Origin of the sequence: Psychrobacter sp. AOP7-B1-24, from assembly GCF_052376215.1 — a bacterium.
Classification (GTDB): domain Bacteria; phylum Pseudomonadota; class Gammaproteobacteria; order Pseudomonadales; family Moraxellaceae; genus Psychrobacter.
In genome coordinates, this window is record NZ_JBQSVL010000008.1 from 25983 (window position 1) to 47741 (window position 21759).

Sequence of the window (21759 nt, forward strand, 5' to 3'; positions counted from 1 at the left end):
TTTATTATTCATCGTGCCGATTGCTGGTAATCATTCTTTAACGTAGTTGAGTGTCATGCTGACAAAAAATACCCCGCCTAGCAAGTTACCAGAAGAAGATCCAGCACAGCGAGATGCTCGTGCTGTCAGACGTTGGTATCCGCTGTCATTCCTACTCAAGCTGCTGGTACTTATTTTAATTGTACTTTTGATTATGTTTGCGGTGTTTTTTTATGCAGCTGGTACAGATTCGGGCACTAAATTTATACTAGAAAAAATCAGTACCGAGACAGGTATCGATTTTGAATATGGGCAAGGTAATTTACGTGAAGGTCTTTGGGTTACGGATATTGATATCAAAGCGACTGATGATCTTCAGATATTGGTGGATAAAGCCTATGTGAAAATAGGTTGGCGTGCTGTATTTGCTAAAGAAGTACATTTGCGTGATACAGACATACAAACCATTGAAATTATCAATAATGAGCCACCAACGGGTGAGCCATTTGATTATAAAACCTTGCAATTACCTGTTAATTTACGCTTTGACCGCGCTAATATAAAAAACATTACCTATAAACAAGTCACACAAGATCCTATTGTTATTCACAATGTCGTTGCTCGTGATTTGACATGGGTCGGTAGCATGGTGGAAATTGCTCGCGGTGATTTACAGTATGCTGATATTGTCAATATTAGCGCTTTACAAGGTGAGATTGATCTACAAGGTGATTATCCACTAGATTTAAGTGCTATTGCAGAAGTGAGTGCACTCGAACAAGCCTATATTGACCCACTAAATATTACTGCAACAGGTACGTTGAAACGTACGGTAGGTAAAATACGTAGTCGCTACAATGACAGCGATGTTAGTGGTGATTTTATCGTGCAGGGGTTGGATAGTGATTCGCCTTTTCGGGCAAAACTGCAATGGGATGACATCTTAATTCCTTATGCTGAAGAGCAAGATATTCGCTTAACAAGTGGGACAGCTACCGCAGAAGGTGTGATCTCTGAGATACGTCTGCGCATCAATACCGATTTGACGGCTAAAGATATTCCTTCAGGTCATTACCAAGGCCGTGCGGTCATCGCTGATAGTCAGTTACGCATTGATCGTTTGGATGCTGATGTACCTGCTGGACGCCTGGTATTGCAGGGTATTTTAGATTGGAAAAATAGCTTCGATGCTACAATACGAGCGACGGGTAGTAATTTTGATATTCGCCGTGCCATTCCTGATGATTATGCTGACTTTAAAGCATACGCACCACAAACGCTTAATGGTAGGCTGTCGTTACATTATCAGCAGCAGAACAATGCTGGCAATACACAAATTGATGCAGACTTACTCCAACGTGATGGTGAGCATGTCAATGCGAAGATAGCCAGTGGTAAGGTATCAGCGAAGTCCACACAGTCGGCCCCTTGGTATATCAATGCGAAATGGCAAAATCTGGTTCGCCGTGATGTGCCTAATATCGGTAATATTGATAGTCCGAATGGACAGGCAGATGTCATTATTCGTGACTCACAGCTAGTAGTGAATGCTAATACAGTGGTTAATGAACTCAGTGTCGCACCCAAAGGCCGTTATGATGTGCGTGTGCGAAAATCAGGTGATATTATTAATATCAACCGCCTTAACTATGATGGCATTGTGGGCGATCTATCTGGCACAGGACAGATTAAGCTAGAGAACGCAAATGGTCCATTGACATGGCAGGTTGATGCCAGTACCAAAGAATTATTACCGAAAAAATATAGTAGTGAGTTACCGCTTGAGCGTCTAACCGGTAGTATAAGTGCACGTGGGCGTTTATTAAATATCACCAAAAATGGTGTTGGCGGTCAGCGCCATATTATTACCTTAAATAATACTGATTTGCAGACACAACTTGACGCCACGCAAGATAGCCGTACTATCGGTATAACTGGTGGTGGTGATGCTAGTATTGACATCATCGATGGCGAGTTGTCTGTATTTGATACGCGTTTTGATGGGAAGGTGGATACAGCAGATGTACCAAATGGTCAACTGTCTATTGATGCTGCTGGAACACCAAATCTGATTAGCATCCGTAAACTAAATTATAACGGCGAGGCTGGTGCGGTAAAAGCAAAAGGTGTTATTGATTTACGTAAAAATATGGGCTGGACAATAGAGGGTCGCTTTGATGAATTCAACTTGGGTTATTTTTTACCCAACAATCCAGCGATTTTGACGGGTGATCTAAAAACCAGTGGTGAATGGCAAGCTGCCTCTTCTAACAATGCAAATGCAGCAGGTAAGCTACAACGTTTTGCGGTAGATTTTGATGGCGTGCTAGATGCTGAGCAACTGCCAGCAGGTAAGTTGACGATTGATGCCAGTGGTGATGATCAGCTAATTCGTATCAAGCAATTCCGTCATGTGGGTGCAGCAGGTAGTATTGACGCCAAAGGCACCGTTGATGTACGTCAAGGCATTGCGTGGGATATCAATGCAGTGATGGACCGTTTCAATGTGGGTTATTTTCTAAAAGACACACCAAGCGTTATCACGGGTAGTATAGATACAGATGGGCGTTGGAGTGACACGCAGCAAACTATTAATATTAAACAAGTTGATTTAAGTGGTACGTTAAAAGGTCAAACCTTGAGCGCTAAAGGCAGCTTGGCTGCAAAAATGCGCCTACCAACAGATTTAGCCAGTTATTTTAAAAATCTGCAAGCACAAAATGCTCAGGCGCAATATCAGAAAGTAAATGCGTTGATTGATAGTTTAAATGCGGATAACCTCGTATTACGTTGGGGTGACAATTACGTCACTGCTAATGGTGATGCTAAGCAGTTGCAAACTAAAATAAACATCACCAGTTTGGACCAGCTCTCAGATCAGTTGGCTGGTAAAGTAACAGGTGGTGCGACATTATCACAGCCAGCAGGTCAAGCACTACCAACCATTTATATTGATTTGGTAGGTGAGCGTATTGCGCTACCTGGTTTTGTTTTACGCGAAGGTCGTGTTCGCGGAAAGCTGGTCAATTTAGCAAATAGTCCAAGTCAGATTATCATAACTGCTGAAGGCTTAGATGCTTCTGGGCAAAGTTTTGAAAGTGTTAAGGCCTCATTTAACGGTACTGAAAAAGCACATGTGGTCGATCTTGATATTGCTAATGAACAGCTTACTATTGGTGCAAGGGTTAAAGGTGGCTTTAATCGAGATAAAATGAGTTGGTCTGGCGTCATTGGTGAAGGCCGTCTTCAGTCTCAGTATGCGACTTTAAACCAGCTGCAACCAGCACAATTGATTGTTAATTTACCTTATGAGCAGAATGGCAACAGTAATGATTTCAAGATACAGATGGCTGCGCATTGCTGGCAAGCTGCTGACCAAACGGGCAAGCTGTGTTTACGCAAAAACCTAATCGCATCAGCGGATACAGGCGAGGTTGATGTTGCCCTACAGAATTTAGATACGTCATTATTGTCAGTATTCTTACCCGAAGATATTGATTGGTCGGCCAAGATTAATGGTAAGGCCATTGTTGGCTGGCAAAATGGACGTCCGCCAACCATCAATACCACTTTATACTCGGATAATGGCCAAATTGGCTTGGTGCAGGATGGTAGTAGTACTTCTGTCACCCTGCCTTATAAGCGAGTCTCTCTCATTGCTTTATCAGTTCCAGAAGGCATTAAGCTGCGCACAGATATCAATACAGGTCATGGTGCTCGTGGCTATGCCGAGGTCATTGTCGACCCTTATAAAGCAACGAAACCAATATCTGGTGCCTTAGTGCTTAACGAGCTTAACCTAGCGATACTTAAGCCTTTCTTTCCAGGTATGCGAGCCCTACAAGGAAATGTCACAATGGCAGGTGGATTGGGTGGTACTTTAGATAAGCCGCAGTTCTATGGTGACGTAAAACTAGAGAATGGTCGCATTGCAATGTTGGATATGCCAATTAATTTAACCAATGTAAATACTAATGCCAAAATTCGTGGTACACAAGCGACCTTAGATGGTACGTTTAACAGTGGTACAGGTACAGGAACTTTGACCGGAACGATTGATTGGCAACAAAAACTACAAGCCAAGCTGAGCATTGTTGGTGAGGGTTTAGTGATTACGCAGCCACCTTTATTAGTGGCTGAAATTAATCCTGATATTGATATTATCGTGCGCCCAGAGGACAGTTATGTCGATATTAAAGGTGCGATTAGTGTACCGTCAGCAACCATTCGTCCACCAGCAGCCAGTGAAGACATTGTTACTCAAACCGAAGATGCTGTTGTGCTCGATCGTCGTCTGATTGGTAATGTTGATGAAGTATTGGCTATTTCAAAACCTTGGTCTATCAATGCCAATGTTGGTATTGATTTGGGTGAGGATATCAACTTCCGTGGATTTGGTGCGGTTATTCCTTTGGCTGGCGCGATCAATATCACTCAAAATGATACAGGAGTCATGCGTGCCAAGGGTGTGGTGCAGGTGTCACGCCGAACCGATATCAATGCCTTTGGTCAAAGTTTAGAGCTTAATTATGGTCAAGTGCGTTTCGATGGCGATGTTATGAACCCGAGCTTAAGTATTGAAGCCGTGAAAACCATTGAGAGTAAAACGGTAGGTCTACGGGTCAAAGGGGATGCCGAAACACCAAATATCATCGTCTTTAATAATGCAGGGCTGACTCAGCAGCAAGCAATGAATGCATTGGTCACAGGTCGTCTCACTAGTACAGGTGCGACGCAAATTAGTGAGCAAGGGTTTAAATCAGAAGTTACCAATAATTTAGCAGCAGCTGGACTCAGTTTCGGGCTTAGTGGCACGCGTAGCTTAACCAATCAGATAGGTCAAGCATTTGGTTTGCAAGGTCTTACGGTAGATGCATCAGGCAGTAGCGAGGATACCAATGTCAATGTCACGGGTTATGTGACCCCTGACTTATATATCCGCTATGGAGTAGGTGTGTTTAATGCAGAGAGTACGCTATCGGCTCGCTATCAGCTGACACGCCGTATCTATGTCGAAGCAAGCTCAGCCACAGAAAACGCGATTGATGTGGTTTATAGCTGGCGGTTCTAAATGATATATGCGAATACTGAGGTCACGCCCTAGCTTTCAGCCAATAAAAAACGCCTTTTAATGAAGGCGTTTTTTTATAGGTAGGCTTGTGTTCTGTGAACACAGGTTTATTTGGTGAGGATCAAGCGATTATTACGAGTTAGGCGTAGACGATATTCTTCACCTTCATGCTCAATACGTACCTCTTTGGTTAGAGCAAACAGATGCTGTGATTGTAGAGTAGGTAGACGGTTTTCGCGGCAGTTCAAATAACGAGAGATAACCATGCTCATAATAAATTCCTTTTGATAAAAATTGGCTGAGTAATGAGAACAATAAATAATCAGTTGTTCTTAACGATAATAATTATCATTTAGATTGAAAGATTTTGCAAGCTAATTGATAAAATAAAATGCAGTTATTATGTAAACTTATCTAAAGAAACCGTTATAAAACGTCGATAAATTAAAAAATTAAAAAATAAATTATTTATAATCAATTACTTATGTTTATTTTTACTCATTCGGCATTTTAATGTAGTTAGTTTTCAAATAAAGACAGTAATAAAGGATAGCCTTATGGCAACAAAGGTAAATAATCAAGCAGCCAGCCTATTTCCAAATAAAAAAACAAGCGCCGTAAACGTGGCGGTTGCTGTGATTTATTATAAAGATGAATACTTACTTGGGTTTAGAAGTGCTGAGCAGCATCAAGGCAATCGCTATGAGTTTGTAGGCGGTAAAATCGAGACTCATGAAAATGCCGAACAGGCATTGATTCGAGAAGTTGCCGAAGAAACAGGTATCGCTATTCATGGCAATACTATCGTCAAGCTTGGCCGTTTGCATCATGATTATGCTGATAAGCAAGTGAGTCTACAGGTTTACAAGATTGAGCTAACCGTACAGCAATATGAGCAGTATCAGCATTGTGACTATGGGTTAGAAGGGCAGGCGCTAACGTGGGTCAATAAATCTAGTTTATTGGCAGGCGAGTACCAATTACCCGCTGCCAATAAAACCATTCTAGAGTGGTTAAAAGTGCCAGAGAACATAGCGATCACTTATCCATTGGTACAATTTAGCGAGTGTGTAGATCCAGTGGCAGCATGGTTGCAATATCATCAAGAACACTTAATGCCAAAGTCTTGGGTTTATATTCGAATAAAGGCAGATGGCTTAGAAAACATAGCCGCGCAATTGATGGATAAGCGACCAGACATTCAAGCCATTGTTCCCTACTATAATAGCCATACGTTACACACTGAACAGTCGCCTTCGTCTAAAAGCGTCACTAGTCAAAACGTTGCTTATCATTTAACTCACACGGCATTGATGCAATGGTCTGATAATACTAGAGCGCTGCCTGACCGTCGTAGTCTATTAAGCAATCTGCCACTAGTCGTCAGCTGTCATGATAGCGCCAGTATTCATGCGGCTAATGAGCTTGCTGATCATCGAATACAGCAACAGTTGCCACCCGTTATTGCGATTTTTATATCGCCAGTATTAACCACCCAAACGCATCCAGATACGACGCCACTGGGCTGGGAATCATGGTCAGAATTGGCACAGCTGGCGGATATGCCGGTGATTGGTTTGGGCGGTTTATCTCCTGAGATGATCGATCAAGCACTGATTCATGGTGGTATCAGTGTTGCAGGTATTCGTCAGTTTTTTAACAAGCCTTAATCAGTAACTATATAAATAACCATATAAGTAACTATGTGTTTGTTCTACAGCATAAATTCATAATTACTTACAAACCGTTGCGTTTTCCTACATTGTGACACTATTTTAGTCGTGGCGTCGCTATTAATATAGTTGACCTGATTACAGAGTTCTTAATACCGCACCCCCAAATTATAATTGGCTACATTAGAATTGCTTAGTTCTAGTACTTGCAGATGTGTTCCTTGCTATTCTGATTTGCGTGGATGGTATAAGCGATTTTTGATAAGTGTATGGCTTATCACAACTTCTCTGAACATCCTTATAAACAGCCACTACAAATATGGTATAGCTATGAAAACCAATAAGTTACCTCAGTCAGTACGGTCTGATATGCAGGAATCCGGTTCTCAACTCCAGCAGGTTAGTCAGTCGGGCGGCGATTATCTGAATAATGATAATGCACGGCAGACGGATTATGCGAGTAACGATGACAGTTACAAACATGACATTTTGAATGATAATTACTTGAAACGTTTGGTGAGAGATACGTCTTCACAAGCCAAATATTTTGGATATAAGAGTGCCGACAACAGCCTATTAAAGGTAAAAAAACTCGATAGGACAGATCGTGACGATGTAGAGCGCAATGCTTCAACGCGCAGCGATGTTAAAAATCTTAATAGTATTAATGACGATAATACGGAGGCTTATAAGATTGATAGCGTTAAGCAGTCAAAAGCTCTAACCAAAGAAGCGGCGCTGAAGTCGGCGTCTTTAGAGCATCAAACGAGTCATTCAAGAGATGAGCTTGGACACAAAGGTTTTGGACAAAAAAACGATTTCTTATTGGGTGCTACTCACTCATCATATAAAGACATACCGGAGCGTATCTTTATGAATGGACTTATTAAGCACACAGGTATCGCGTTAGCGATTATCATACCATTAGCAGCGTTTTCAGCGTATGCCGCCACGCCGGACATAAGCTCTGATGCAATGTCTAGCAAAACGACGACAGAAACGTTAGCAATCGAGCCAAGTGCAATCATTCATAAGTCTGCCAATACACCAACCACAGTAGATAGCGTTGATCTCAAACAATATGCTGGTACCTGGTATGAGATTGGGCGTTTGCCAATGTATTTTCAACGCAATTGTGCCAGTGACGTCACAGCCAATTATGCTGAGAAAACGGATGGCTCAGGTATTACTGTCACCAATAAGTGCGTAGGTGAAGACGGTGCTGAAATTGTTGCTGAAGGTCTTGCCAAACCAGATGATGATACAGGCAGTAAGTTGAAAGTGACGTTCTTGCCATCGTGGATTCGTTGGTTGCCAGTTGGCCGAGCTGATTACTGGGTATTAGCACGTGATGCTGATTACAAAACAGCACTGGTTGGTACACCTGATAAAGACTATTTGTGGTTATTGGCCCGCTCGCCAAATATCAGTCAAGAGACCTATTCTAAGTATCGCCAGATTGCTCAACAGCAAGGTTATGACTTAAAAGAATTTAAGCTAACGCCGCAAACCAACCAAACTATTAATCTGGTTCCTTAGATTAATTTGGTTTCTTGGGTTAATCTGATTTCTTGGACCATTATGATCGAACAACCTTTGCATTAACAAAAATAAAGGTAGCATAATACGTTGCCTTTATTTTTATGATAACCAGCATCATTTAATAAAATGCTTTATAGACAATGGTGAATCGGTTATCACTGGCAAAATTGGGCATTTTAGGCTAAAATCTAGGCGTTCTAATTACTCGGTAGCCGATGACGTAGACTAATAATGTTTGCTGGCCACATTAGGGTGATTGCTTAGATAACATATAATTCATATTTCTTTGTACTTTACTGACCATAAGGATGTTTCTCGTGAGCAACGCTGATACCTTACGCCAATTACATCAAGACCATTTAAGCAACTATAATAATCAAGAACAACAAGCAATTGAGCTTATGGGGTTATTGAATAAGCTTTATAATAAGCAAGACGTACAAGTGACCTTGTTCGGCGAAACGCTAGACTCTACCTCGGTTGGTCAGATATTAGCGCTACATCAAAAAGTAGCACTACGCGATAATAATGCCAAACCTATCGATATCGCTGATACGCTAGCCATGGTAAAGGTTATTGCAGAGAGCAAGGACATCCAAGCTACTCGCATCGATGTTGGTCAACTGATTGCTAACGACACTGACGTACAAGCTGCATTACAATCTATCAATAGTGCTGGTGCTGTCAATGGTGCAACAGATGTTGTATTGTATGGTTTCGGTCGTATTGGTCGTATCTTAACGCGCTTATTACTGTCACAAGCATCAAGCGCAAAAGGTTTGCAATTAAAAGCTATCGTTGTACGTCCAGCAGCAGCTGGCGATCTGGCCAAGCGTATTTCATTGCTTGAGCGTGATTCAATCCACGGTAGATTTTTGGGTGGTATCAGCATTGATGATGACAATAACGGCATGATTATTAACGGCCGTTTTGTCCAAGTTATCTATGCTAACGATCCGAGTACTATCGATTATACTGCTTATGGTATCGACGATGCGCTAGTCATTGATAACACGGGTATCTGGAAGGACGAAGCAGGTCTTGGTAAGCACTTACAATCAACAGGTGTGAAGAAAGTACTGCTAACAGCACCAGCTGGTGGCGATATCAAAAACGTTGTGTATGGTGTGAATAATGACACTGTTGGTGATGATACGATTGTCAGTGCTGCCAGCTGTACGACCAACGCTATCACACCAACGCTAAACGTACTAAATGATGAATACGGTATCGAAAACGGTCACGTAGAAACCATTCATTCATTTACCAATGATCAAAACTTGGTTGATAATTATCACAAGTCAGATCGCCGTGGTCGTAGTGCTGTGATGAATATGGTTATCACTAGTACTGGTGCCGCAAAAGCAGTAGGCAAAGCACTACCAGAATTAAGTGGTAAACTGACAGGTAATGCCATCCGCGTACCAACGCCAAATGTCAGCTTAGCGATTTTGAATTTGAATCTGAAGACTGCACCAGAAAGTGCTGATGCCTTAAATGAATTCTTGCGCAAAATTGCCAACAGTAGTACTTGGCAGTCGCAGATTGCTTATACAGATTCTACAGAAGCAGTATCAACGGATTTTGTTGGTACGACTCATGTCGGTATCATCGATGCTCAAGCGACTATTTTGACTGGTAATCAAGCCATCGTATATGTTTGGTATGATAACGAAGTAGGTTATAGTACTCAGGTATTGCGTTTGGCGACACAAATGGCCGGCATCAGCTACGCTCAGATTCCTGCATAAGACGGCAACCCTACGTAGCATTAAAAATCATAAGATACTGCCATTATCATTAAACCTAACTCTCTAATTGGTATTATAGCTAGAGATTTGGGCATAATTTTAAATGATGTATCCCAAACACCCGATAGTCTGATTGGTTATCGGGTTTTATTGTTATAATGCCAACAGCAAAATACTTGCTGCAATCATTGTGGCATGACAATATAGTAAACACCTAAAATACAGCCGTTGGTTGTAACCAGTATATTGACTGGATTGTAAATTAAGGAACGTAAAATGCGATTTATTGATGAAGCCGTCGTAACGGTAAAAGCAGGTGACGGTGGTAACGGAATCGCCAGTTTTCGCCGAGAAAAATATGTCCCACGTGGTGGCCCCGATGGTGGTGATGGTGGCAAGGGCGGAGATGTTTATGTCATTGCAGAGGATAACACCAATACCTTAGTTGACTATCGCTATACTCGTCGTCACGATGCTATGCGAGCTGAGAATGGTCACAGTAGAAACTGTTCAGGCAAAGGCTCTGATGACCTTTATCTACCTGTACCTATCGGTACGACTGTGGTTGATACTGAGACTGATGAAGTCTTGGGTGATTTGCTTGAAATCGGCCAGACATTACTGATTGCCAAAGGTGGCGATGGTGGTTTAGGTAACACTCATTTTAAAAGCTCTACTAACCAAGCACCGCGTAAAGCAACCTCTGGTTTTGAAGGTGAGTTAAAGGTTCTTAAATTTGAGCTAAAAGTAGTAGCTGACGTTGGTCTAATTGGCTTACCTAATGCTGGTAAATCCACTTTTATTCGCCAAGTTTCTGCGGCGAGACCAAAAGTGGCCGACTATCCATTTACCACACTTGTACCTAACTTGGGTGTGGTTGATATCGGTCGTCATCGCTCATTTGTGATGGCCGATATCCCAGGTTTGATTGAAGGTGCGTCAGAAGGTGCCGGACTTGGCATTCGCTTCCTAAAACATGTTGCGCGTACGCGTCGTCTGTTACACCTAGTTGATGTCAATCCTGTTGATGGTAGTGACCCAGTCGACAACGCCCGTGTTATCTTAAACGAACTTGAGCGTTTTTCACCTGAGCTGGCAAACTTACCACAAATTCTAGTATTGAATAAAATAGATCAGGTCAATGAAGAAGACTTGAATGCACTTTGCACACATATCGTGGCAGAGCTTGGCTGGACAGGTATTGTCTTCCGTACCGCTACATTGACTGGTGAAGGTGTTGACGCTGTTAAATATCACTTGATGAATGAGATTGAGCTTGAGCGCGAGCGTGAAATAGAAGACCCTATCTTCGCTGAAGCCCAAAAAGATCGTTTTGAACGTTTAGAAGCAGAAGTACGTCTCAACACTGAAGCACAGCGTGAAGCGTATCGTGCAGCTCGTAAAGCAGCGCGTGAAGGGGTGGACTTAAGCGACGATGATGATTTCGATGATGATGATGGCGTCGAAGTAGTTTATGTGCCTTAAATAAATTTTTTTGAGTTCACCTACGTAAGTTAATATGATCAAGAAGTTAAAATTATTAAGAAACTACAACACGTAAGCTAATGAGTTTACGTGAATATATCTGAATTTTTTAAATCAATCCCTAATCAATTCACAAAATAAACAGGAGTTTATATGGCAGATGACATAGAAAACACGGTTGAAGAAGCACGATTTGTTAAACAAACTCGCAACTTTGACATTCAGCGCGTTATTGTCAAGATTGGCTCATCGTTATTAACCAATAACGGTCGAGGGCTCGATCGAACTGCCATATATGAGTGGGCAAAGCAGATTGCTAAACTGCATAAGCAAGGTATCGAAGTACTATTGGTATCGTCAGGTGCAGTTGCTGAAGGTGTGGTACGTATGGACCTTGAGGAACGCCCTAAAAAATTAGCAGCACTACAGGCCTGTGCTTCTATCGGTCAAATGGGTTTGATTGAAACCTGGTGGTCAGCATTGATTCAGCATGGTATCCAAAGCTCGCAACTATTATTGACTCATGATGATTTGTCTAACCGCAGCCGTTATCTCAATACGACGGGTGCGTTGACTCAACTACTAGAGTGGCATGTGCTACCAGTCATCAATGAAAATGACACCATTACTATTGATGAAATTAAATTTGGTGATAACGACACTTTAGGGGCAATGGCAGCAGCAATGGTTAATGCTGATTTGTACATTATCTTAACGGATCAAAAAGGTGTTTTTACTGATAATCCACGTGATAACCCTAATGCTAAAATGATTCGCCAAGAGCGTGCCATGGCTGATTACTTGTTTGATATAGCAGGGGATGGCGGTAAACTTGGACGTGGTGGTATGTTGACCAAAATCCGTGCTGGTCGTTTGGCTGCAATGGGTGGTTGCCCAACTGTTATCGTGAGCGGTGCTATTGATGATGTCATCACTCGTGTGGTGTCAGGTGAAGCGGTTGGTACACTGTTGACAACCAACGATGAAGATAAAATCATCGCTCGTAAGCAATGGCTCGCAGCTCACTTGCGTATGTCAGGCAGCTTGGTGGTCGATGCGGGTGCAGCAAAGGCGTTGACTGAACTTAATAAAAGTCTATTGCCAGTTGGTGTGGTAGAAGTGCGTGGTGGTTTTGATGAAGGTGATGTGGTTGAAATTATTCATCAGGATACTGGCGAGCGTATCGCCGTTGGACAAGTAAACTTTTCATCGGATGATGCGCATCGAGCAGCACGTGAGCGTACAGAGCAATTCGATAAGATTTTTGGTAGTAATGAAGAGCGTGTGGTTATGGTACACCGTGATAATTTAGCACTCACAGTATAGTTTATGGATTGTATGGCAAACGTTAGGGCGTGTCCTCAATTCAATCGATAATCATCTAAATGGGTTAAAAATGGCTAAATCTTGCCAAACGGCGTCAAATAGCTGATTAATATCTCGATATTATCTGCGCTATTTTCCTTGTTTGACTGCAGTTTATCTCATTTTTATCACCATTTTTAAAATGAGGACACGCCCTAGTATGCAAGTCATATAAAGGTAAATACAGGCTATAGGATAATAGTTATCCTTATCTATCCATACTTATATATTGTAAATATTTCATATCTTTTTATTCAACTTATTGTATTTATCACAGCTTACATTGATCATGATGAAAGCTGTGATATTTTGGAGATTTGCACATGAGTGCTTCAGATAGCAGTAACTCAGTTCAGCAAGACTTTGCGCCCTTAAAAAATGACAGATTGCTCCGAGCATTGCGATTTGAGACGATCGACACCACGCCCGTTTGGATGATGCGTCAAGCTGGCCGTTATTTACCAGAGTATAAGGCGACTCGTGCCGATGCAGGTGATTTCATGAGCCTATGCAGAGATACTGACCGTGCTACTGAAGTGACTTTACAGCCATTACGTCGTTATGATTTAGACGCTGCTATCTTATTCAGTGATATTTTGACTATCCCTGATGCAATGGGATTGGGACTATATTTTGAAGCTGGCGAAGGTCCAAAGTTCAAGCATCCTATCCGTCAGCAGGCAGATCTTGATAGATTGCCAGTGTTAGAGCCCAATGACTCTCTTGACTATGTTATGCGTGCGGTAACGAGCATTCGTAAAGCTTTGAATGGGCAAGTGCCCCTATTTGGTTTTTCTGGTAGTCCTTGGACACTGGCTACTTATATGGTAGAAGGTGGCGGCTCAAAAGATTACCGCTATACCAAAGGCTTTTTATACAGCAATCCTCAGTTTTTGCATCAATTATTGGATAAATTGGCAACGTCTGTTATCGATTATTTAGACGCGCAGGTGGTTGCTGGTGCTCAAATATTACAGATATTTGATAGTTGGGGTGGGGCGCTTGGCCATCGTCAATTTATCGAGTTTTCTCACGCTTATAATAAACGTATTATCGCTGAGCTAAAGGTACGCCACCCACAAGTACCAGTAGTATTATTCACTAAAGGTGGTGGATTGTGGCTAGATATTCAAGCGGATAGTGAAGCGGATGTTTTGGGTCTGGATTGGACGATGCCGATTGATCGTGCTAGACAAGTTTTGACGGATAGTCAGCGTGAGCTAACCAAACAGTACAATCAACCACAACGTAGCAAAGCCGTTCAAGGAAATTTAGATCCAGCGACGCTTTATGGATCACCTGAGACTATTCGTTCTGAAGTTAATGCGATGCTTGATAGTGCTTATGCTAGTGGCGAAAAAACAGGTTATATAGCAAACTTAGGTCATGGCATCACTCAGTGGGTCAACCCTGATAACGCAAAAGTGTTTATCGATGCGGTACATGATTATAAGCTTTAAAAGTAATTGTTTATTAATTTTGAGTGTTGAATATTTAAAGCAGACGCTAAACTTATCTACTATTTATTAAGTAAAAGAAAAAAGGATATCTTATGATTTCAGCTGCGATTGTTGGTGGTACGGGCTATACAGGTATTGAGCTTATTCGCTTATTATCTGCCCATCCAAAAGTATCTATCGATTTGCTAACATCACGTAGTGAAGCGGGTACACGAGCTGATGAGATATTTCCAAGCTTACGTGGTATATCTGACATTGTATTTAGTGATTTAGGTGACAAGACTCTTGCTACGCTACAGCAGTGCGATGTGGTGTTTTTTGCGACGCCGCATGGCGTTGCTATGAAGCAAGCGGAAGCATTGACGCAAGCGGGTGTAAAGGTTATTGATTTGGCTGCTGATTTTCGTTTGCAGTCATTGAACGACTTTGAGCACTGGTATAAACAGTCTCATGCTTGCCCTGAGTTGTTAAAGACTGCTGTTTATGGCTTACCTGAAGTCAATCGCGATAAGCTTGCTGATGCTTTGGTAGTAGGTAATCCTGGTTGTTATCCAACCACGGCTATTTTAGGTTTGAAACCAATAATTGAAGCGCAAAATAAGCAAGCAGAAAGACTGGTTGAGTCTCGTATTGTCATTGATGCAAAGTCAGGCGTTTCAGGCGCAGGTCGTCAAGCAAAGCTTGCGCTTAACTATGCTGAGTCGACTGATAATTTTAAGGCTTATAGTGTCGAGGGGCATCGTCACCTGCCTGAGATTGAGCAGGGTGTTGCACAGTTATTAGACAGTCAATTTACCCATCGTATTCGTTTTTTACCACATCTGGTGCCAATGATACGCGGTATGCTGAGTTCTATTCATCTAGAGCTTACTGATGCTGGTGCAGCTATTGATTGGCAGCAAGCTTTTGAGACGGTATACGCATCAGAGACATTTATTGATGTGATGCCAAAAGGTATTTATCCAGATACACGTAGCGTGCGTGCTAGTAACCGCTTACGCATTGCCGTGCATCAAGACAATGATCGTGCTGAGTTGACGGTTATCGTGGTGCAAGATAATTTGGTCAAAGGAGCCGCAGGTCAGGCGGTACAAAACATGAACGTGATGTTTGGCTTTGATGAGACAATGGGGCTGAATTTTGCTCCTATTGTTCCTTAATGTAGTTTGTCCTCGCCAAACGGCGCACATTCATGTTACTAGGTATTGCCTATAAATTCCGTTATAATAAAAAGCCTTTATTATTAAGAGATACTGTTTAAATGCGTGCCAAGTTCGTATTACGTTTTTACTCACAGTTAGCACGTCTATTGTGCAAAAATTCTATTTGTCATAATGATGAGTGTGAACTCCTTTTTCTTAAAAATAAAAACAGCTTGATTAAAAGTATGGGTAGCACTCAACAAGGTGCATCCACGCTGATATTGGCGCTATTTGTGGTGGTTGTATTAGTAACTGCTATGGCTGGACTGATACTTGGTCATAATTTAGGGTATCAGCGAGGCTATCATTCTATGAATAAGGAAACTCAACAAGCATTAACCAGCAGTAAAGAGGCGATTCAAGAACTTGAAGATTTGCGTTTAAGCAATAAAATCGCACTCAATCAAGCAGCGACTGCCAAGCAAGAGCTCGCGATAAGCTTGGCTAATGTAAAAAAGTTGCGTGAGAGTAAGCAATAATTGACGACTGAAAATAAAAAGCTCTCACAGCTCAACGATGTGTATGCTGAGACCTTAAGTGGTAAGGGTGGTATGCCATTACAGGTATTAGGCGCCAATATTAATCCATTGCCTGAAAATGCTTTTGAATACAAGTTCGATATTGGCATGCTGGCAAATGATGGCAGATCAAAACTTTTGACGCCAACGCTGATATTGCTTAATGATGATAACTTTGTAGAGGTGCCGCTGGATCATCCAGTTGATATGATAGAAGGTATTGTCCGTATTCGTGGCCGTTTTATCATGCCATCAAACTTTAAACCATTACAAGTTAAACTCAGTTTAGAAGCTGATGGACAAGAGGTAGAGCAGCTTTATGATTGGAAGAATGGTGCTCGAGTTAATAATATGCCGCTATCACTTTTAGAGTTACCAGAAGTCGATGATAGTCCAATCGAGCCGTAGCTGTATGCTTATTATCATGTCTGCTAATCTTTCTTATTTCTATTATAAACATACTTATTAATTTGCATTCTAATTATGATAAAACAAATGATATTACAGACCATGCCACTTGTTGCTGACTGGCACTTTCCCCATATGCCAGATGTTCGTGCGCAAGATGGTAATACAGACGATGATACCTCACCACAAGCGGATGTACTAGTAGCAGAGCCTGAAGTGGCTAAACCGCCCATGTATGCAGTTGTGATGTATAATGATAATTATACACCGATGGAATTCGTTGTTTATATTTTGCAGTCAGAATTTCGTCATAGCATGGATTCAGCCGTTGAGATTATGTTGACAATCCACAATAGCAGCAAAGGTATTGCAGGTATTTATCCAAAAGATATTGCTGAGACTAAAGCCAAAAAAGTAAATAGTTTGGCACATCGTGAAGGATATCCATTATTGACTCAGATAGAGCCACATCAAGGCGAATAGAAATATTTTTCAATGTTCAAAAAATGCTAGTATTTGCAACTTTCTCAAAGCTCTCAATTGTCATAACTATTATGAATAACTCGCTTTTATAGTGAGTTTGGTATATGTCCTACATCCCCACATATCGTATCCTTCATGATCAATTCAAAAAGTACACGCACCTATATCAAACACGTTTAGCTTGTACATCGTACGTATGCTCTTTTTTCCACTATGTTTTTTTTGGATGTTATCAGCTGACTGCTTTAATAAACTCTAAGTAATGTTTTTACATCCTATCACCCTCTTTTATTATCTTCTCATTTTTTTATCTATGTCATTCTCTACATTTTTATCGCTATTGATGTATAGTCAAAAAAGTCTAAAATAGTTACAAGTCAGCTAAGTTCAGAGTGTGCCAGATAGTATATTTAGAGAGGGTAACGCTGTAGCCATTGCGTGGTTCTCTGACTATAGACTATGCTTTGATACATTTTAATCGATGTTAATAGATTGACTCTCGCTGAGTATCGTGTTGAGATAAAGAACAGCGAATATGCGTTATCAAAAACCTTAATTGATGATAGGTAGGCAATACCGTTATTTATATAGTGTTTTACCAATGCCATTTGGTAAGATGTCTTAATAATACAAACATTACCCTTGAACAATCCATCTATCGCCCTGATTTACTTACTAACTCATTTATAAAGCTATCAATTATAAAGATAGGTATAACCGTAGGAAGTTGTTATGTTAAGTCGTCATCTTGAAGTTTCTTTGCGTTTAGCAATGACACTTGCGCGTCAAAAATCGCATGAGTATCTTACTGTTGAACACTTACTACTGGCATTGTTAGAAAATACACATGCTGCTAATACATTGACTGCTTGCAATGCAAATGTCTCAACGCTGCGTACTGAGCTAGAAGCTTATATTAATAAGCACACGCCAACGATAGATGCAGATACAGAGCAGTCACCACAGCCAACCCAAAGCTTTGATCGTATCCTGCAGCGTGCTATTTTTCATGTGCAATCTATCGGTGGTGGACGTTTGGTAGAAGGTTCGGATATTTTGGTGTCTATGTTCTCAGAGCATGATACGTATGCTGTTTATTTGCTCAAAAAGCAAGGCATCAGTCGCCTTGAGCTGACTCAATACTTGTCACATGGTCAAGATAAAGAAGAGCCATCTGAGCCGCGTGCTTCGATGACTGGTGAGCGCCGTAATGCCTCAGAGAAGACTAGCAAAGACCCATTGGTTGAATTCGCGACCAATTTAAATCAACGTGCTGCGGAAGGTAAAACAGATCCATTGATTGGACGCACCTCTGAGATTGAGCGCGCTGCGCAAGTATTGTGTCGTCGCCGCAAAAATAATCCGTTGTTAGTCGGTGAGCCTGGTGTTGGTAAAACTTCTATCGCAGAAGGCTTGGCATGGTTGATTATCAACGATAAAGCACCGAAGCCACTTAATGGTTGTGTGATTTACAGTCTGGATATTGGTTCATTAATTGCAGGCACTAAATATCGTGGTGATTTTGAAAAACGCATGAAATCACTGTTAGATGCACTAAAGAAAAAGCCCAATGCTATTTTGTTTATCGATGAGATTCACATGATTATTGGCGCAGGGTCGTCAATGAGCAGCAATATGGACGTGTCTAACTTAATCAAGCCAGCACTGGCTAACGGTGAGTTGCGCTGTATTGGTTCGACTACATTTACTGAGTATCGTCAAGTATTTGAAAAAGACCATGCGCTTTCTCGTCGTTTCCAAAAAATTGATGTAAAAGAGCCTAGCGTTGATGACAGTATCGATATTTTACGTGGCCTAAAACCACGTTATGAAGAGTTTCATAATGTTGAATATACTGATGAAGCCTTGATTACAGCCGTGCAGCTATCTGACAAACATATTCACGAGCGTTTTTTACCAGATAAAGCCATTGATGTGATCGATGAAGCGGGTGCATATAAGCGTTTAGGTGTGATTCCTGATGCCAATGATATCGATGTAGAAGAAAGCTTTATTGCGGATATAGAGCAAGACTTTGATGCGCAAATTGACGCTGATGAAGAAGGTCTGAATGAAGAGATCGATAGTGAAATACAGGACCAACCAAATACTGCAAAAGTTGATGATCATCTCCAATCAACTAGTGAAGCAAAAGCGGCTAAGACCAAAAAGAAACCACCAATGAAAATCGATGTGGCGGATATTGAGGCTATCGTGGCCAAGCTGGCACGTATTCCACCAAAGTCTGTATCTAGTGATGATAAGAGTGTTCTCAAGCACTTGGACCGTGACCTTAAGCATCTTGTATTCGGTCAGGATGAAGCAATTGAAACCTTAGCAGATGCCATAAAACTGTCTCGTGCGGGTCTAAAAGCACCAGATAAGCCGATTGGATCATTTATGTTTGCCGGTCCAACTGGGGTTGGTAAAACGGAAGTCTCTCGTCAGTTAGCCAATTTACTTGGTGTCGAGTTGGTGCGTTTTGATATGTCAGAGTATATGGAAGCGCATACCGCTTCACGTCTGATTGGTGCACCTCCAGGTTATGTTGGTTACGACCAAGGTGGTCTGCTTACCGAAAAAATCAACCAGCATCCACATTGTGTGTTGTTGCTTGACGAAATTGAAAAGGCGCATCCTGATGTCTTTAACTTGTTACTACAGGTTATGGATCATGGAACATTGACAGATAATAATGGTCGTGTTGCCGTCTTTAAACAGGTTATCGTTATCATGACCACTAACGTTGGTGCTGACAGTATTAGTCGCTCGTCTATGGGCTTTACTGAACAAGACCACAGTCGTGACAATACAGAATCTCTAAAGCGTGTCTTTACCCCTGAATTCCGCAATCGTCTGGACGCTATTATCCAGTTCAATCCATTGGATACTTCAGTAGTGGTTTCAGTGGTTGATAAGTTCTTGGTTGAGCTACAAGTACAACTTGATGATAAGCAAGTGACATTAGAGATTGATGATGACGTGCGCACTTATCTGGCAGATAAAGGCTATGATCGTCTGATGGGTGCTCGTCCAATGCAGCGTCTGATACAGGATGAGATCAAAAAACCTCTAGCAAGTATGATTTTGTTTGGTGATTTGGTCAATGGCGGCGTGGTGCACTTAACCTTAGAACCTAATGATATTAACGAAACACAGAGCGATACGGTTAAGCTTGGTAAGTCTATAGATAAAGGCACCGAAGACAGTCGCATCACTTTGACGGTGGTTGAGACTCACGAGCCATATTCTGAGTCAGTAGCAAGCTGATTATTGTCTTAGCAATACATTATAAATATTAAACAAGTACGATAAGAACGGTTACCATGTTGTTGCGGTAGCCGTTTTTTTTATTGCTATAATTCACAATAGAGCCAATCTAATATTGATTGTCATATGTATTGATTTTCACATGAGCCATAAGGTACATACATAAAAGGTTATAACAAATAAAAAAGGATATATGATGGAACTGTTTGATGAGCAAGTAACCAAAACCCCAGAGCAAAAACAAGCAATTTTAGATAATGTTCGATTGCCAATAGATTGGAAGACTGCGTTAGCAGAGGAATTAACGTCTGAAAATATGGATAAGCTGCGAGCATTTCTAAAAAAAGCTTATCAGTCAGAGGATAGTGTTTACCCGCCTGCACCACTAATGTTTAATGCTTTTAATTTGACACCTTTATCTAGTGTTAAGGTCGTGATACTAGGACAAGATCCTTATCATCGCCCAGGACAAGCCATGGGACTGTCATTTTCAGTACCTAAAGCGATTCCTAAGCCACCATCACTAAATAATGTGCTGAAAGAGATGGCCAGTGACATTGGTATTGGTGCGTCTGTACATGGTGATTTAACTTACTGGGCACAGCAAGGCGTATTGCTACTTAACAGTTCGCTGACGGTAAAAGAAGGTGAGCCAAATAGCCATCAAAATCAGGGCTGGGAGCAGTTCACTGATGCAGTGATTGATGTGGTCAATGAACAAACAGAACACACTGTATTTATATTATGGGGTAGTAAAGCACAGAAAAAAGGTAAGTATATTAATACTGACAAACATCTCGTTTTAACAGCTGTGCATCCGTCACCACTTGCTGCTAACCGTGGTGGTTTTTTTGGTTCTAAACCGTTTTCTAAGACCAATGATTACTTAGTGCAGTATGGTCAAACGCCAATAGATTGGCAACTGCCACAGTAAATGATAAGTATTAAGCATATGAATTTAGATACCTATTCGTTAGTTGATAACCTTACTAATAATACTCTGCCAACCGAACATCAGATAAAAACCAGTATATTTTGGTCTATTGAAGATGCTAAGTGGATGCACAAAGCCCTTCAGCTTGCTAAGCAAGGTGCTGAATGCGGAGAGGTGCCAGTAGGTGCGATTTTGGTGCATGATGATGAGATTATTGGACAAGGATTCAATGAGCCGATCGGTCGTCATGATTCGACGGCACACGCTGAAATCATCGCTTTACGAGATGCTTGTACGAGTTTACAGAATTACCGCTTGCCATTACAGACAACACTCTATGTTACCTTAGAACCTTGCACAATGTGTATTGGGGCACTGATTCACGCGCGTGTTGATAGGTTGATATACGCAGCGAGTGAACCACGGGCAGGTATGGTAGGTAGTCAGATGGATTTATCCATACAGCCTTTTTATAATCATAATATTCGAGTACATAGTGGACTGTGTAGTAAGCATAGTAGTCAGATGCTTAAAGCCTTTTTTCGCGAACGTCGAAAATTAGCAAAAAGCAAAGAGAAAACAAGTAATTAACAAGATAAGTGTCTTGCTGCTAGTGAT

General features: G+C 41.4%; 15 protein-coding genes. 14 read left to right on the forward strand and 1 reads right to left on the reverse strand.

Annotation, left to right across the window (positions count from 1 at the left end):
* Window positions 1–55 precede the first annotated feature (55 nt).
* Complete coding sequence (locus tag ACT3QP_RS03060; protein ID WP_444524438.1) at window positions 56–5050, forward strand: translocation/assembly module TamB domain-containing protein; 4995 nt, start codon at window positions 56–58, stop codon at window positions 5048–5050.
* 107 nt (window positions 5051–5157) lie between these two features.
* Here the strand turns inward: ACT3QP_RS03060 and hemP are convergent, their stop codons facing one another.
* Window positions 5158–5316: a hemin uptake protein HemP gene (gene hemP, locus ACT3QP_RS03065; RefSeq protein WP_227672156.1), complete on the reverse strand. Its 159-nt coding sequence runs from the start codon at window positions 5314–5316 to the stop codon at window positions 5158–5160.
* A gap of 291 nt (window positions 5317–5607) precedes the next feature.
* Between hemP and ACT3QP_RS03070 the strand changes: the two genes are divergently transcribed.
* The 13 genes from ACT3QP_RS03070 to tadA all read left to right on the forward strand — a co-directional run bounded on the left by ACT3QP_RS03070 (window position 5608) and on the right by tadA (window position 21732).
* Window positions 5608–6720, forward strand: a complete 1113-nt coding sequence (locus ACT3QP_RS03070; RefSeq protein WP_444524439.1) for an NUDIX domain-containing protein — start codon at window positions 5608–5610, stop codon at window positions 6718–6720.
* Window positions 6721–7053: 333 nt separating this feature from the next.
* Window positions 7054–8262 (forward strand): lipocalin family protein, encoded by a 1209-nt coding sequence (locus ACT3QP_RS03075; protein WP_444524440.1) that lies wholly within the window; start codon window positions 7054–7056, stop codon window positions 8260–8262.
* Window positions 8263–8573: 311 nt separating this feature from the next.
* Window positions 8574–10016: a glyceraldehyde-3-phosphate dehydrogenase gene (locus ACT3QP_RS03080; RefSeq protein WP_444524441.1), complete on the forward strand. Its 1443-nt coding sequence runs from the start codon at window positions 8574–8576 to the stop codon at window positions 10014–10016.
* 276 nt (window positions 10017–10292) lie between these two features.
* On the forward strand, window positions 10293–11501 hold the full coding sequence (cgtA, locus tag ACT3QP_RS03085; RefSeq protein WP_192519319.1) for an Obg family GTPase CgtA: 1209 nt from the start codon (window positions 10293–10295) through the stop codon (window positions 11499–11501).
* 153 nt (window positions 11502–11654) lie between these two features.
* The gene (gene proB, locus ACT3QP_RS03090; protein WP_192518408.1) at window positions 11655–12827 is read left to right on the forward strand and encodes a glutamate 5-kinase; all 1173 of its coding nucleotides are present in this window, start codon (window positions 11655–11657) and stop codon (window positions 12825–12827) included.
* Between the two features lie 362 nt (window positions 12828–13189).
* Window positions 13190–14326, forward strand: a complete 1137-nt coding sequence (gene hemE, locus ACT3QP_RS03095) for a uroporphyrinogen decarboxylase (RefSeq protein WP_192518409.1) — start codon at window positions 13190–13192, stop codon at window positions 14324–14326.
* A 92-nt stretch (window positions 14327–14418) separates the two neighbouring features.
* On the forward strand, window positions 14419–15486 hold the full coding sequence (argC, locus tag ACT3QP_RS03100; RefSeq protein ID WP_444524442.1) for an N-acetyl-gamma-glutamyl-phosphate reductase: 1068 nt from the start codon (window positions 14419–14421) through the stop codon (window positions 15484–15486).
* Window positions 15487–15713: 227 nt separating this feature from the next.
* Complete coding sequence (locus ACT3QP_RS03105) at window positions 15714–16007, forward strand: hypothetical protein (protein WP_444524443.1); 294 nt, start codon at window positions 15714–15716, stop codon at window positions 16005–16007.
* Window positions 16008–16454 (forward strand): hypothetical protein, encoded by a 447-nt coding sequence (locus ACT3QP_RS03110; RefSeq protein ID WP_444524444.1) that lies wholly within the window; start codon window positions 16008–16010, stop codon window positions 16452–16454.
* A 75-nt stretch (window positions 16455–16529) separates the two neighbouring features.
* Window positions 16530–16937, forward strand: coding sequence for an ATP-dependent Clp protease adaptor ClpS (locus ACT3QP_RS03115; RefSeq protein ID WP_226945084.1), 408 nt, complete (start codon window positions 16530–16532; stop codon window positions 16935–16937).
* A gap of 732 nt (window positions 16938–17669) precedes the next feature.
* Window positions 17670–20207, forward strand: coding sequence for an AAA family ATPase (locus ACT3QP_RS03120; RefSeq protein ID WP_444524445.1), 2538 nt, complete (start codon window positions 17670–17672; stop codon window positions 20205–20207).
* A 196-nt stretch (window positions 20208–20403) separates the two neighbouring features.
* Window positions 20404–21141, forward strand: a complete 738-nt coding sequence (locus tag ACT3QP_RS03125; RefSeq protein ID WP_444524446.1) for a uracil-DNA glycosylase — start codon at window positions 20404–20406, stop codon at window positions 21139–21141.
* 18 nt (window positions 21142–21159) lie between these two features.
* Window positions 21160–21732: a tRNA adenosine(34) deaminase TadA gene (tadA, locus tag ACT3QP_RS03130; protein ID WP_444524447.1), complete on the forward strand. Its 573-nt coding sequence runs from the start codon at window positions 21160–21162 to the stop codon at window positions 21730–21732.
* Window positions 21733–21759 lie beyond the last annotated feature (27 nt).